This is a genomic window from Labrys methylaminiphilus subsp. lupini, assembly GCF_051161885.1.
Lineage (GTDB): Bacteria > Pseudomonadota > Alphaproteobacteria > Rhizobiales > Labraceae > Labrys.
This window is the reverse complement of the sequence record NZ_JBMDIH010000001.1, coordinates 471,377-484,458: the sequence shown is the minus strand read 5'-3', so window position 1 is coordinate 484,458 and position 13,082 is coordinate 471,377. Positions and strand designations below refer to the sequence as shown.

Here is a 13,082-nt window from a genome sequence, read left to right as displayed (position 1 = left end):
GGTTCTCAGCGTAGCAGGGGTTGCGATGGTTTGGCGGCCAGCGCCTCGTCCTCGAAAGGCACCGTTCTCACCGCTTCGCCGTCCTGGGCGCGCTCCTGGCCCTGCACGACATAGATCTCGCCCGCCCTCAGCCCGGAGGCGACGATGACGCGGCCTCCGACGGCGTCGCCGAGCCGGATGGCGCGGCGCTCCGGCTTGCCCTCGGTGAGCACCACGAGCTGGGGCTGCCCGGCGGCGTCTCGGGCCACGGCCTGCTCCGGCACCAGCAGGACGTCCTTGCGGATGCCGCGCGGCAAGCGGGCCCGCACATACATGCCCGGCAGCAGCGCGCGGCCGGGATTGTCGACCTCGACGCGCACCATGAGATTGCCGGTACCCGGATCGACGCTGATGTCGGAGAACAGTGCTCGTCCGGAAACCGGGTAGCGCCGGCCGTCGGTGGCGAAAAGGTCGACGGGCAATTTCGAGGCATCGTCGAGCAGTCCATCGCGCGCCGCCTGCCTGACCGCCTCGATGCTGGCCGCCGGCTGGAGGATGTCGACAAAGACCCTGTCGATCTGCTGGATCGTGGTCAGGGCATTGGCATCGTTCGCACTGACCAGAGCTCCCTCGCTGACCAGGCTCCGCCCCGTCTGCCCGCCGATCGGCGCCCGTACCGTGGTGAAGGCGAGATCGAGCTTGCGCCGCTGTAGCGTCGCCTTGGCTTCGGCTACGCCGGCCTGTGCCTGTGCCAGACTGGAGACGGCCTCGTCAAAGGCGTCGGCACTGATCGCCTTGACCTTGACCAGTCTCTCGGCCCGCTCATGCGCCTTGCGGGCCCGTTCCAGCATGGCTTCGGCGCGCAGCAGCGCGGCAGCCGCCATGTCGACATCGGCCTGGAACGGCGCAGCGGCGATCTGATAGAGCGCCTGGCCTTGAACGACTTCGGATCCCTGCTCGAACAAGCGGCGCTCGACGATGCCGCCGACCTGCGGCCGGATATCGGCCGTGCGAAAAGCGGAAACCCGCCCCGGCAACTCGTCGAAGAGCGTCACCGTCTCGGATGTCGCCTGCGACACCGAGACGAGCGCAGCCTTGGTTTCCGCCGCATCGGTTCCTTCAGCCATGGATGTCCCGCCGGCTGTCCAGGCGAACAGCAAGGCAAGGGCGAGGAGAAGCAGGCACAGACGTGAGATCTTGATCATGGCTTTCGGCTCGCTGGCGATCCGAGGATGGATCACGAGGCGCCGCCTATCGCGCGCCTTGGTTGGGGAACTGTCGAGACTTGATGGAGATCGTATGGAGGCGGCGTCGCAAGCATCGACTGCCGGGCCGCCTCGTGGCACAAACCGCACGACATTGCCGAGAAGCATGTCCCATGACTCTCGGTTCCCGTCTGCGATTTTCGCCAATCCCTGACTTGGTATCGAGAACCATCAGGCGATCGAAACGCGAATAAGCCGGCATTTTCGAGTTTTACAATGTCACGTGCCGACGGAGACCCGACATGAGCGCCCTCATCCTGATCGCCGAGGACGAGGCCGAAATTGCTACTATCCTGGAGGCCTATCTGGAGCGGGAAGGCTTCCGCACGGTGCGAGCCGCGGACGGGCGCATCGCGCTCGACCTGCACCAGGCACTCAAGCCGGATCTGGTGCTGCTCGACGTGATGATGCCGCGCGTCGACGGCTGGGAAGCATTGTCGGAACTGCGCCATCGCGGCGACACGCCGGTGATCATGATCACGGCGCTCGAACAGGATATCGACCGCCTGCAGGCGCTGCGCATCGGGGCCGACGACTATGTGGTCAAGCCTTTCAATCCGGCCGAAGTCGTCGCGCGCGCCAAGGCTGTGCTGCGCCGTTCGAGTTCGGCCAAGACCAGCGGCATCCTAAGGATCGACACTCTGGAACTCGATCTCGACGCCTATCTCGCCCGCGTCAACGGACGTGATGACAGCGAGGTGCTCAACCTGACTCTCACCGAATTCCGGCTGTTGGCCCATATGGCGCGCTCGCCGCTGCGTGTCTTCACCCGCAGCGAACTGGTCGATGCCTGCCTGCCCGGCAGCGATGCGCTAGACCGCACCGTCGACAGCCATGTCAGCAATCTCAGGCGCAAGCTCGAATGCGCCGGCGTCGCCGGGATGCTCGTCAATGTCCGCGGCGTCGGCTACAGGCTGGGCAGCACGCGATGATCCGCTTCCGGGGCCTCAGCCGGCAGATCACCCTGTCGATGATCTATGTGTCGCTGATCGCGGCGCTGGTGCTGATCGTCGGCTCTTACATCTTCTATGCCCTGCTCGTCGCCTTCTTCCCGGACCTGGCCGAAAATGACAGCCTGATTCCGACCGGGCCGGACCTGCTGGCCATCGCGATCATGGTGTTCTTTGCCCTGGTCGCGGCGATCATCGCGGCCTTTCGGCTGGCCGGACGCATCCTGGCGCCCCTTAATTCGGTGGCGGCGAGTGCCCGGCGCATCGCCGACGGCGATCTTTCGGCCCGCGCCGTGGCGGGCGACCGCTCGCTCGGCGAGACCGCGCATCTGGCGGATGATTTCAACGAGATGGCCAGCCGCCTGCAGAAAATGGCCGCCGACGTCACCGCCTGGAACGCCGCGATCGCGCATGAGCTGCGCACGCCGCTCACCATCCTGCGCGGTCGTATCCAAGGCTTGGCGGATGGGGTGTTCCAGCCCTCGCCAGCGCTGTATCGAACTCTGCTGACACAGGTTGAGGGCTTGTCGCGTCTGGTGGATGATCTGCGCGTCGCCACGTTGGTCGACAGCGGCAGGTTCGACCTGCGTTTCGAGCTCGTCCGCCTGGCAGGCGAGGTCGAACGCGCCGTGGACGTGATGCGGCCGGCCATCGAAGCCGGCGGCTTTCATGCCGAGGTGACACTGGAAGACGTGCGGGTCTGGTGCGACGGTACGCGCGTGCGCCAGGCCCTCCTCGCGTTGATCGACAATGCGCTGCGTTATGCCAAGCCGGGGCGCATCCTCATCAGCATGGCAAAGGCGACGGCCACGATCACCATCCGGGTGGAGGATGAGGGCCAGGGCCTGCCGCCCGATTTCGTCGCACAGGCCTTCGAGCCCTTCTCCCGCGCTGAATTCTCACGATCGCGCGCCAAGGGCGGCTCGGGGCTGGGGCTGACCGTGGTGCGCGCCATCGCCATCGCCCATGGCGGCACTGCAACCTATCAGCCTGCTGCGTCCGGAGGAGCTGCCTTCGAGATCACCCTGCCGATTGGCCCGCGCGATCGTGCCAGCACCGCCGCCGAGCCTCCTCGATAACACCGGGCGGGACGACGGAGAGTCTCGTATTCAGAGCTTGTGAGCGCCTGATCTATTAAAAAACACAGACCTTGTCATGCCCGGGCCTGCCCCGGGCATCCAGCGCCTCCGGATCCGCCCGCTGAAAGAGCGCTGGATTGCCGGGTCGAGCCCGGCAATGACAAAAGTCGAGACCGCGCGGGGCGTAACGCCCGACAAATACCGCGAAAGCGCCTTGCCTCTCACGTCCAGAAGCCCTGGTGGGGCACCGCGGCCTCCTCCTCCAGTGCCGGGCCGACCACTTCGATCCGCCGTTGTCCCCGCGCGAAAATCTCGCGGCAGGGCAGCGAGAAGGTCGGATTTTCGGGATGGGCGCCGGTGAGTTCGAGCAGGCGGCGCTCGGAGAGGGCATAGACCACCCGCCCGATGCCCGTCCAATAGACGGCTCCCGCGCACATGCAGCAGGGTTCGGCGCTGGTGTAGAGCGTCGAGGCGGCAAGGTCTTCCGGCGTCCTTGCCTTGGCTGCCGCCGCGGCGGCCACCAATTCGGCGTGCTGGGTCGGATCGCCCTCGGGCGGCATCGAATTGTTGCCGGCCGAGGAGACGACATTACCGTCCCGGTCGACCACCAGCGCGGCAAAGGGATGGCGGCCGCGTCGCCTGGACTCGTCCGACAGCGCGATCGACTGCCGCAGGAAGGCCAGATCCAGTGCGGACAGGCCGTTCGCTTGTGTGTCGTCGCTGGCGCTCACGTCGCCCTCCCCCATCATGCTCCGGTCGGCGTCACGATATCGCGCTTCGCCGGCCGGAGGGAAGAGGGCGGCAAAGGCTCAGATTGCGGTGAAGCCGTTGTCCACGAACAGGTGGGCACCGTTGACGAAGCTCGACTCGTCGCTGGCCAGATAGAGCGCGGCCCGCGCGACATCCTCGGGCTCACCGATCCGCCCCTGCTGAGCCGCGATGGCAGCGTCGGAGACGTCGACCCCATGCGCCTGCAATTCGGCAACCTCGCGCAGGCCGTGCGGCGTGCGGATGAAGCCCGGGCAGACGGCGTTGCAGCGGATGTTGCGGTCCCGGAACTCCACCGCAATGGCCCGGGCGAACATGTGGCAGGCGCCCTTGGTGGTGTCGTAGAGCACTTCCATCGGCGTTGCCGCCACCGCCGAGATCGAGGAGGTGCAGACGATCGCTCCCCCGCCATTGCCGATCATCTGCGGCAGCACCGCCCGTGTCATCAGGAACATCGAGCGGACATTGACCGCATGCAGCCAGTCCCACTCGGTGAGCGAGATCTCGAGGAAGGGTTTGATCAGGATGGTGCCGGCATGGTTGAACAAAGTGGTCACGGGTCCGAAGCGCTCCTGCACTGCCTTGACCGCTGCCTCGACCTCGGCCTCCTCCGAGACATCGGCGATGAAGGCGGCCGCCTCTCCTCCGGCCGCATGGATGGCGGCCGCCGTCTCCTCAGCCGCGACGGCATTGCGGTCGATGATGGCGACCTTGGCGCCCTCGGCCGCGAACAGCTTGGAAGCCGCCCCGCCCATGCCCGTCGCCCCGCCCGAAATGATGGCGGTCTTGCCTGCTAGCCTTCCGGCCATGATGTCCTCGCTTGTATTTAGACTATTCGATCCATAATCGGCCGGCTATCCGGCCGATATCCGTTCGCCCACGCCGGCGCCTCAAGGCTCGCCGAGCGGGCGGCCGCGCGTGCCGCCGGACACCGCGAACTCCTCTTCCGGCGACAGCACCAGGCGATGGCGGCGGTAGAAACCAAAATAGCCGAGGCCGATGAGGTACCAGGCCGCCGCCGCGATCGCCGCCCAGCGATAGAGCGGATCGAAGAACTGGTAGCCGAGCGTGAGAATGCAGATGCCGATGGTGGCATAGGCCCCGAAGGCACCGAAGGGGCTGCGGAACGGCCTGGCGATGTCGGGATAGAGCCTGCGCAGGCGCAGGAAAGCGATCCTCTGCAGGATGTAGGACACCATGCCGGCAAACACGATCATGCTGACAAGGAAGCCGGCCATGAAGGCGACATTGTCCTTGCCGCCCAGGAACCAGATCGCCAGCAGCACGATGAGGGCAAAGCCCGCGCCGGTGGCCAGCGCGATGTTCGGCGTCTTGGTGCGGGGATTGGTCACCGACAGGACGGTCGGCAAATAGCCGGCGCGCGACAGCGAATAGATGTTGCGGCCCGAGGCAAAGCTGCCGGCAAAGAAGCTCGCGGCAAGCCCCAGCACCGCCACGCCCGCCAGCAGCTTGGCCCAGCCGTCGCCGAAGATGGTGCGGAAGCCATCGAGCAGCGGCTCGCCCGACGAGCCCATGGCATGGGCGCCCGGCGGAATGGAGGCGCTGAAGAACAGCACGCCGAGGGCGAGCGCGATCAGCGTCAGGATCGACAGGATCAGGGCGCGCGGCATGTCGCGCGTGGGGTTCTTGGCTTCCTCGGCGGTGAGCGGCAATTGCTCGACCGCCAGGAACATGTAGACGCCGAAGGGCAGCGACAACATGATGCCGGTGAGGCCGAAGGGCAGCCAGGGGCCGTTACCGTCAGCGACAAGCTTGCCCTCGGCGCCGATGTTGAGCGCATGCCTGACGAAGTCGACATGCGGGATGGCCACGGCGAAGAAGAACAGCAGGACCAGCACCGCCGCGACGGTGATCCAGACCACCACGCGCATGGACAGCTCCAGGCCGCGGACGGACAGGCCGAGCATCACCATGTAGCCGGCGACCCACCACAGCGGCAGCCAGCTGTCGGGCGTACCGAAAATGGCGGCGAGATAGGAGGCCATGAAGAACATGTTGGCGCCGGGCGCCAGCACGAATTCGATGTTCTCGGCCAGGCCCGTGGTGAAGCCGCCCCAGGGCCCGAGCGCGGTGCGCGCGAAGGAATAGGCGCCGCCCGTATGCGGCAGTGCCGCGCTCATCTCGCTGATCGAGGAGCACAGACAGACATACATGAAGCCGATGATCAGGGCACCGAACAGCATCCCGCCGAAGCCGCCCTGGGACAGGCCGATGTTCCAGCCCGAATACTCACCGGCGACGACGGCGCCGACTCCCATCATCCACAAGGTGAACAGCCCGGCATGGCGCTTGAGCTGGCGTTGTTCGAAATAGGCCTCGTCGACACTCTGATAGGTCACGCCGCCGGTCGGGCGGCTGGTCGTCTCGATCGTCATGGAAGTCCCCTCTTGCCGAGGAGCTTGTAAAATTCTCCTCTTTGCGACATCCCGATGATCCGCGAAGCAGCGTTGCGATAAATATCCCTAAAGAGATAGAGGCGATCGCCGGCTGGAACAGGCATATAGGCAAGGCAGGAAACGAGGGATGAAGGAACGGCCATGAACAGCCGCGAACAATCGGCCGCCGATGGCTGGCATCGTGCCACGCCGGACCTGGTCGCCCTGCTGGGTTCACCGCAGTTCGCGCCCGCCCTCGATGCGGCCCTTCGGCACCTGGCCCCCTTCGATTTGAGCTGCATCTTCGCATACCCGCTCGAAGACAGGCCGACACTGCTCCATGACGGTCTGAAGGCGGTGTCGTCGTCCCAGATCATGGCCAATTATCTCGCCGGCACCTATCTGCTCGACGCCGTCTACACCGCCTGCGTGCACACCATGCCATCAGGCCTCTATCGCCTGCATGATCTCGCCCCGGACGATTTCTTCGAGGGCGAATATTTCAATTCGCCCGATGTTCATCCCTGCATCTCGATGGAAAGCGGCTCCCTCACCGAGGAGATCGTCTTCCTGCACGCCCTTAGGCCGGATCTCTATCTCGCTTATTCGCTCTTGCGCCAGAACGGTTCATCCCCGTTCGCAGCCGCCGAAATGGCGGATTTCGCCCGGGCAGCGCCGATGGTGCTCGCTCTCCTGGGCCGCCAGTGGCAGGCCCTTGCGGAGGGAAGGGGCCCTGGGGTCGCACCCGCCCCACGCGAACATGCCATCGAACAGGCCTTTCTTAGTTTCGCGCCGACCCTGCTGACACCACGCGAGCAGACCATCGTCAGCCTGGTGCTGCGCGGCCATTCCAGCCTCTCGATCGGCAGCCTGCTCGATATCGCGGAGGGTACCGTCAAGATCCATCGCAAGAACATCTATGCCAAGCTCGGCATCTCCAGCCAAACGGAGCTGTTCAACCAGTTCATCCGCCACCTCCTGATGGAGAAATAGGGCGCTACGTTATTGAGCGCGAAGATGCGGTGCGCCGATCGAGCGATAGCGTTGTGTCATTCGCTTTTTGAATGATCGCCATGGGGACATTTAATTTCCAAATAGCCGGATGGGAAGTTATCGGTCTGCACTGGTAGGAGGCCGGCCATGTGCAGACCCTTGTCGAGACGCAATGTCCTGATCATCCTGGCGGGAGGTAGTTTCATGTCCATCGCATCGCAAGGCGCCTCGGCGAATGCCGCGCCATCCCCGCTCATTTCTTCAGCCGAGCAGGGTGATCTGCCCGCAGTGAAGGCCGCCATGGCCGCCGGCGCTTCGCTGGAGAAGCGGGACGGCAACCGCCGCACGGCCCTGCTGGCTGCCGTCCAGGGCAATCACATCGCCGTTGCCCGCCATCTCATTGAGGCCGGCGCCGACGTCAATGCCAAGGACACCATCGAGGATAGTCCCTATCTGTTGGCGGGTGCACGCGGCTATCTCGACATTCTGCGGCTGACACTCGCGCATGGCGCCGATCTCAAAAGCACCAATCGCTATGGCGGCACGGCCCTGATCCCGGCCTCCGAACGGGGGCATGTCGAGACGGTGCGCACCCTGATCACCGCGGGCGTCGACGTCGATCACGTCAACAGGCTCGGCTGGACCGCTTTGCTGGAAGCCATCATCCTGAGCGACGGCGGGCCGCGCCATGTCGAGATCGTCAAGCTTCTGATCGAAGCGGGTGCGAAAACCGATCTGGCCGACAAGGACGGCGTCACGCCGCTGCAACATGCACGCCAGCGCCGCTATCGCGAAATCACCGGCCTGCTCGAAGCCGCCGGCGCGCATTGATCGGGACAGCGACTGACTGATCATGCCCGAAACAAATCCGCAATCTTCCACCCAATCCTCGCCCCAAACCTCTCCCCTGGTGTTGCTGTCTCTGGTGGTGCTGATCGGGCTCAATCTGCGTCCCTTCCTGACCGGCCCCGGTCCCCTGATCGCCCAAATCGAGGCCGATACGGGCCTGGGCTATGGCGGCATCGCCATGCTCACGCTGCTGCCCATGCTGCTGATGGGTCTCGGCGCTTTCCTGGTGCCCGGGCTGCAGGCCAGGATCGGCACCAGGCGGGGCATGCTGTGGGCGCTTGTCCTTCTCCTGCTGGGATCGTTGCTCCGGCTCTGGTCTCCGGGTGGGCTCTCCCTGATCCTGACGGCAGCCTTGTGCGGCGCCGGCGTGGCCTTCATCCAGGCGGCCTTCCCGGGCATCATCAAGCAGGGCTTCCCGCACAAGGTCGCCGCCGTGACCGGCCTTTACTCGGCCATGATCATGGGGGGCGGCGCGGTAGGCGCCCAATTGACGCCGATCCTCGCCCATGGCGGCCAGAATTGGCGGCTTGCACTGGCCTGGCTGGCGCTGCCGACGGCAATAGCCCTCCTCCTGGCCTGGCGGGTGCTGGCGGATGGCAAGACAGCCCGCCCCGACAAGGCCTTGGTCTCGCGCCTGCTGGGTCGTCCGCGCAGCTGGCAGTTGATGGCCTGCTTCGGCCTGGTCAATGGCGGCTATTCCTCCATGGTCGCCTGGCTCGCCCCCTATATGCAGGGGCGAGGCTGGGGCGTGGCGCAAAGCGGCAGCCTGGTCGCCATCATGGCCGTGGCGCAGGCCGTGGCCGCCCTGATCCTGCCGATCCTCGCCTCGCGCAGCCACGATCGCCGACCCTGGCTGTATCTCACGCTCGCCATGCAGGCGGCCGGTTTCTGCGGCCTTGCCTTCCTGTCCGATACCGCGCCGGTGCTATGGATCGTGCTGGGCGGCGCCGGCCTCGGCGGTTGTTTCTCCCTGTCGCTGGTAACGGCGCTCGACCATCTGCCGCGCCCCGAGGAGGCCGGCGCCCTTGCGGCGCTCATGCAGGGCGGAGGCTTCCTCATCGCCGGGCTCGCCCCCCTCGCCATGGCCCTGCTGCAGGCCTGGACCGGCAGCTTCGTCCAAGGCTGGGAGATGCATCTCATCTGGGTAGCGATCGCAGCGCTCATCGCCATGCGTTTCGACCCCGCGCATTACGATGCCGCCATGGGCGTGGTTACAACGCACGCGGTCGCCACCGATCGCGCGTTGACGCCGGCGGGCGACTGACGCCGTCCTTCGCTCTGCTCACCCGACGGGCAAGCCTAGACGCACGGCATAGGCGGCCAGTTCGGCCACATTGTGCAGGTCGAGCTTGCGCATCAGATTTTCCCGATGCTTGCGAGCGGTGAGATATTGAATGCCGAGCCGCCCGGCAACTTCGCGTGCGGTAAGGCCTTGTGCCGCCAGAAGCAGGATCTGGCGTTCGCGCTGGGTGAGCGGAACCGGCGATACGATGCCGCCGGCCGCCGGCGGCTTCACCCGTCCCGCGCCATCGCCCAAGGCAAAGCGCAGGGAAGCAGCCAGATAGGTACCGCCCTCCGCGACGGCCTGCAGAGCGTCGGCAAGCTCCATGGGATCGCCATCCTTGGTGAGATAGCCGCAAGCCCCGGCATCAAAGGCCGCCCTCACCGTTCGCGGCTCGACATTGGCCGTCAGCACCAGCACCTTCAGGCGTGCAGCCAGGCGCTGCACCTCTGTGATGACCTGGATGCCGGAAACGCCGGGCATGCCCAGATCGAGGAGGAGGAGATCCGCCGGCGTCTCGCGGACCACCGCCAGCAAGGCTTCCGCCGAGGCCGCTTCGCCGACCACCGCCACCTTGTCGAGCGTGGCGAGCAGTCCCTTCACGCCCTCCCGGACGATGGCATGGTCATCGGCCAACAGAATCCTGAGCGCCCGCTCCATCACGCCATCCTTGCTTTGGCGCAAGCCCATATTGCCATCGAACCGCTCCAGTACAGAAAGTCATCGGCGGCACCGAATTATTAACTCAAAACCTCGAAGTCCAAAAACTCTTGGCTTCAAATCATCGATCCCAGGCCGCATCCGGGATTTGTTCAAGAATCATGAAAGTAATATGGCAGACCATAACATAAGCAAAGCCAGCGCCAAGATTGCCGGATCGAGCTATACCGCCTCGGTTTCCGAAATGGCCCGGCAGATCGCGCTCTGCAGAAGATCGGGCGCCAGGGGCTTATGCAGGACCTCGTGCCCGCTCCCGGCAAGCTCGCGCAATCGTTGCGGCGTGGTGTCGCCAGTGACGATCAGCGCCGGGACCGTATAGCCCAGATGCGCGATCAACTGCTCGATCGCCTGGCTGCCGGTCACGCCGCCGGCCAGGCGATAATCGGCGATGATCAGGCCGACCCGGCCCGGCCGGATAGCGTCGGCATGGTGGCGGCAAAGCTCCGCCACATTGGCGCCGCCGTGAACGCGATACCCCCAGGCCGCCAGCAGCGTGGTGATGCCGTCGAGCACGCCGGCATCGTCGTCCAGCACCATGATCGCCTGTCCGCCACCTGGCTCGTCCCCCTGCGCCGTGATGCGGCTCGTTTCGGCTGCAGGCGATGAAACACGAGGCACCGCGATCGAGAAGACGGAGCCTCTGCCGGGTGCGGAACGCAAGCCCACCGGATGCTGAAGCAGTTCCGCCAGGCGCCTGACGATGGCAAGGCCGAGACCCAGTCCCTGATGCCGGCTGCGCTCGGGATTGTCGATCTGGGTGAATTCCTCGAAGACCAGTCCCTGTTGATCGGCGGGAATGCCCGGGCCGTCATCGGCGACCACGATATCCAGGGTCTTTCCGCGCCGCCGAGCCCCGACAACCACCCGGCCTGCCGGCGCATAGCGCAGCGCATTGGACAGGAAATTGTCGAGGATGCGCTTAAGCTGTACCGGATCGCTGTGCACCCAGGCGCTGCAGGTGACGATGCGCAGGTCGATGCCCCTCTCTCGTGCCTGGCCGGCATATTCCTCACGCAGGCTGGAAAGGAGCTGGGAAAGTGACAGGGACTGGGGCTCGACGGGCACGAGGCCGGCATCGAGGCGGGAAACGTCGATGAGCCCATGCAGCAATCCGCCAAGCGCTGAGATCCCCGAGCGCAGCTTGTCGGCGAGAAGCCTCGCATCTTCCGCGCGCACATCCCCCTTCCCGGCCATGGACGCCAGCGTCGCAGTGAACAGGCCGAGTGCATGGATGGGCTGGCGCAGATCATGGCTGGCCGCGGCCAGGAAGCGGGTCTTGGCCCGGTCGGCTGCGGTGGCGCGGTCACGCTCGCGCTCCAGCCCGGCGACCAGGGCGACATTCTCGAAGCGCAGCGCCACCGTCTCGCGCAGCGAGAGATAGGTGATGCGGCTGTAATAGAGATAGACGACGACCAGGCAGGTCAGGAAAGTGAGATAGACCGAATAGATCGTACCTTCCATGCCGAGGCAGCGCAGAGCGAAAGGCAAGGTCATCGCAATCAGCAAGCCGGCATAGGCCGGCGGATAGGCCGACAGCGAAGGCACTGCCCCGCCCGCCATGCCGACGATCACGATGCAGACGAAGGCGATGAGATGCGGTTCGGCCGGCACGAAGCCGATCCAGCCGACCACGCCCCACAACAGGCTCGACACCACCGACAAGAGGGTGAAAGAACGGGCCCAAGCCAACGGCACCCTGCCCTTGCCCTGGCTGCGAAAATAGAGGTGCGACAAGTAAAGTCGCGCGCCGGTCAGCACGTAGATCGAGGCGACCCAGGCCAGGAGCTGGCCGCCCGGCACCACGTGGCGAAGGACATAGGCGACCGGCCAGGGAATGATCAGATTGGCGAACATCACCGCGCGGGACTGGCGGTAGAGCAGATCGATCAGGGCGGCTTGCAGGCGCTCGTCCTTGCGCCTGTCGCCTTGCGAGTGGGTCACGGTCCCGGCTCCGGCGGATAGGATGGCGGGCGTCTCGCCCATGGGCCCATCAATGCGGCCAGGAAAGCGTCGTCGCAAGATGAAAGCTCCGCCGCGAGATGGATGCCGAGTATTTGATCACGCGACAAGCAATCGGTCATTCCTTGCCCTCCCGCGACACCGTCAATTGTAATGCGCCACCAAGGCGACGCTGAGGGCTATCAGGATCGAGCCGGACACTTTGGGCACCAGCCGTCCCACCGAACTGGCCGCCAGCGTGGCGAGGCTGAGCGAGGCAAGGCCGACTGCCGCGAGATCGGCAATCGAAAAGGCGCAATTGACGACGAGCCCCAATACGAGAAACTGCAGCCAGACCGGGGTCGCGGCAGCCGGGTCGACGAATTGCGGCAGGAAGGTCAGGAAGAACAGGGCGGTCTTGGGATTGAGGACTTCGACGACGATGCTGTCGCGCAGGACATTGGGCTGGGGCCGCGCCGTCGCTTCGCAGACGGCGGTCCGGCTCAAAAATATGGTGAGGCCGAGCCAGGCAAGACAGGCCGCTCCGGCGAGGCGGATCGCGACGAAGAGCGCCGGCGCGTGTTCGAGCAGCGCCGCCAGCCCGATGGCCGCCGCCGCGATATGGGCATAGCAGCCGAGATGGACGCCGAGGGCGGCCATCAGGCCGGCGCGCCGGCCATGGGCGAGCGTCTGCGCGGTCATATAGAGGATCGCCGGTCCCGGCATGCAGGCAAAGGCCAGGGTGGCGAGGGCAAAGGGGATCCAAGGCTCCAGAATGGGCATGGCGGTTCCTCAACGATGGGTATGACCGGGCGCGGAGACGCAAGCGGGTCCGAACGGCCTGCGAGGCAGGGGCGCAGCTT

At 65.5% G+C, this 13,082-nt stretch carries 12 protein-coding genes; 5 read left to right on the top strand and 7 right to left on the bottom strand.

The window, feature by feature from the left end; genetic code table 11:
• Positions 1-5 precede the first annotated feature (5 nt).
• On the bottom strand, positions 6-1,184 hold the full coding sequence (locus ACN6KF_RS02160; protein ID WP_434955253.1) for an efflux RND transporter periplasmic adaptor subunit: 1,179 nt from the start codon (positions 1,182-1,184) through the stop codon (positions 6-8).
• Positions 1,185-1,486: 302 nt separating this feature from the next.
• Here ACN6KF_RS02160 and ACN6KF_RS02155 point away from each other — a divergent pair, with 302 nt between their 5' ends.
• The gene (locus tag ACN6KF_RS02155; protein WP_434955252.1) at positions 1,487-2,176 is read left to right on the top strand and encodes a response regulator; all 690 of its coding nucleotides are present in this window, start codon (positions 1,487-1,489) and stop codon (positions 2,174-2,176) included.
• On the top strand, positions 2,173-3,273 hold the full coding sequence (locus ACN6KF_RS02150; protein WP_434955251.1) for an ATP-binding protein: 1,101 nt from the start codon (positions 2,173-2,175) through the stop codon (positions 3,271-3,273). The genes ACN6KF_RS02155 and ACN6KF_RS02150 overlap by 4 nt, the downstream gene beginning before the upstream one ends.
• A 221-nt stretch (positions 3,274-3,494) precedes the next feature.
• On the opposite strand, the gene ACN6KF_RS02145 is transcribed toward ACN6KF_RS02150, so the two are convergent.
• The 3 genes from ACN6KF_RS02145 to ACN6KF_RS02135 all read right to left on the bottom strand — a co-directional run bounded on the left by ACN6KF_RS02145 (position 3,495) and on the right by ACN6KF_RS02135 (position 6,437).
• Complete coding sequence (locus ACN6KF_RS02145; RefSeq protein ID WP_434955250.1) at positions 3,495-4,004, bottom strand: nucleoside deaminase; 510 nt, start codon at positions 4,002-4,004, stop codon at positions 3,495-3,497.
• Positions 4,005-4,082: 78 nt separating this feature from the next.
• Entirely contained in the window at positions 4,083-4,850 is a 768-nt protein-coding gene (locus ACN6KF_RS02140; RefSeq protein ID WP_434955249.1) for an SDR family NAD(P)-dependent oxidoreductase, read from the bottom strand.
• An 81-nt stretch (positions 4,851-4,931) separates the two neighbouring features.
• Entirely contained in the window at positions 4,932-6,437 is a 1,506-nt protein-coding gene (locus ACN6KF_RS02135) for an amino acid permease (RefSeq protein WP_434955248.1), read from the bottom strand.
• A 162-nt stretch (positions 6,438-6,599) separates the two neighbouring features.
• On the opposite strand from ACN6KF_RS02135, the gene ACN6KF_RS02130 reads away from it, so the two are divergent.
• The 3 genes from ACN6KF_RS02130 (at position 6,600) to ACN6KF_RS02120 (ending at position 9,543) form a co-directional block, all read left to right on the top strand.
• Positions 6,600-7,430, top strand: a complete 831-nt coding sequence (locus ACN6KF_RS02130; protein WP_434955247.1) for a helix-turn-helix transcriptional regulator — start codon at positions 6,600-6,602, stop codon at positions 7,428-7,430.
• 204 nt (positions 7,431-7,634) lie between these two features.
• On the top strand, positions 7,635-8,261 hold the full coding sequence (locus ACN6KF_RS02125) for an ankyrin repeat domain-containing protein (RefSeq protein WP_434955246.1): 627 nt from the start codon (positions 7,635-7,637) through the stop codon (positions 8,259-8,261).
• 22 nt (positions 8,262-8,283) lie between these two features.
• Positions 8,284-9,543, top strand: coding sequence for a cyanate transporter (locus ACN6KF_RS02120; RefSeq protein ID WP_434955245.1), 1,260 nt, complete (start codon positions 8,284-8,286; stop codon positions 9,541-9,543).
• Between the two features lie 18 nt (positions 9,544-9,561).
• Here the strand turns inward: ACN6KF_RS02120 and ACN6KF_RS02115 are convergent, their stop codons facing one another.
• The 3 genes from ACN6KF_RS02115 to ACN6KF_RS02105 all read right to left on the bottom strand — a co-directional run bounded on the left by ACN6KF_RS02115 (position 9,562) and on the right by ACN6KF_RS02105 (position 13,002).
• Positions 9,562-10,251 carry a response regulator gene (locus ACN6KF_RS02115; RefSeq protein WP_434955244.1) on the bottom strand — a complete coding sequence of 230 codons (690 nt, stop codon included), beginning with the start codon at positions 10,249-10,251 and terminating at the stop codon, positions 9,562-9,564.
• 192 nt (positions 10,252-10,443) lie between these two features.
• Positions 10,444-12,264 (bottom strand): sensor histidine kinase, encoded by a 1,821-nt coding sequence (locus ACN6KF_RS02110; RefSeq protein ID WP_434955243.1) that lies wholly within the window; start codon positions 12,262-12,264, stop codon positions 10,444-10,446.
• Positions 12,265-12,384: 120 nt separating this feature from the next.
• On the bottom strand, positions 12,385-13,002 hold the full coding sequence (locus tag ACN6KF_RS02105) for a LysE family translocator (RefSeq protein ID WP_434955242.1): 618 nt from the start codon (positions 13,000-13,002) through the stop codon (positions 12,385-12,387).
• Positions 13,003-13,082: the final 80 nt, after the last annotated feature.

What these genes read in the sequence shown, in the direction of transcription:
- ACN6KF_RS02160 (WP_434955253.1), bottom strand. Translation starts at nt 1,184, where the DNA reads ATGATCAAGATCTCACGTCTGTGCCTGCTTCTCCTCGCCCTTGCCTTG.
- ACN6KF_RS02155 (WP_434955252.1), top strand. Translation starts at nt 1,487, where the DNA reads ATGAGCGCCCTCATCCTGATCGCCGAGGACGAGGCCGAAATTGCTACT.
- ACN6KF_RS02150 (WP_434955251.1), top strand. Translation starts at nt 2,173, where the DNA reads ATGATCCGCTTCCGGGGCCTCAGCCGGCAGATCACCCTGTCGATGATC.
- ACN6KF_RS02140 (WP_434955249.1), bottom strand. Translation starts at nt 4,850, where the DNA reads ATGGCCGGAAGGCTAGCAGGCAAGACCGCCATCATTTCGGGCGGGGCG.
- ACN6KF_RS02135 (WP_434955248.1), bottom strand. Translation starts at nt 6,437, where the DNA reads ATGACGATCGAGACGACCAGCCGCCCGACCGGCGGCGTGACCTATCAG.
- ACN6KF_RS02130 (WP_434955247.1), top strand. Translation starts at nt 6,600, where the DNA reads ATGAACAGCCGCGAACAATCGGCCGCCGATGGCTGGCATCGTGCCACG.
- ACN6KF_RS02125 (WP_434955246.1), top strand. Translation starts at nt 7,635, where the DNA reads ATGTCCATCGCATCGCAAGGCGCCTCGGCGAATGCCGCGCCATCCCCG.
- ACN6KF_RS02120 (WP_434955245.1), top strand. Translation starts at nt 8,284, where the DNA reads ATGCCCGAAACAAATCCGCAATCTTCCACCCAATCCTCGCCCCAAACC.
- ACN6KF_RS02115 (WP_434955244.1), bottom strand. Translation starts at nt 10,251, where the DNA reads ATGGGCTTGCGCCAAAGCAAGGATGGCGTGATGGAGCGGGCGCTCAGG.
- ACN6KF_RS02110 (WP_434955243.1), bottom strand. Translation starts at nt 12,264, where the DNA reads ATGGGCGAGACGCCCGCCATCCTATCCGCCGGAGCCGGGACCGTGACC.
- ACN6KF_RS02105 (WP_434955242.1), bottom strand. Translation starts at nt 13,002, where the DNA reads ATGCCCATTCTGGAGCCTTGGATCCCCTTTGCCCTCGCCACCCTGGCC.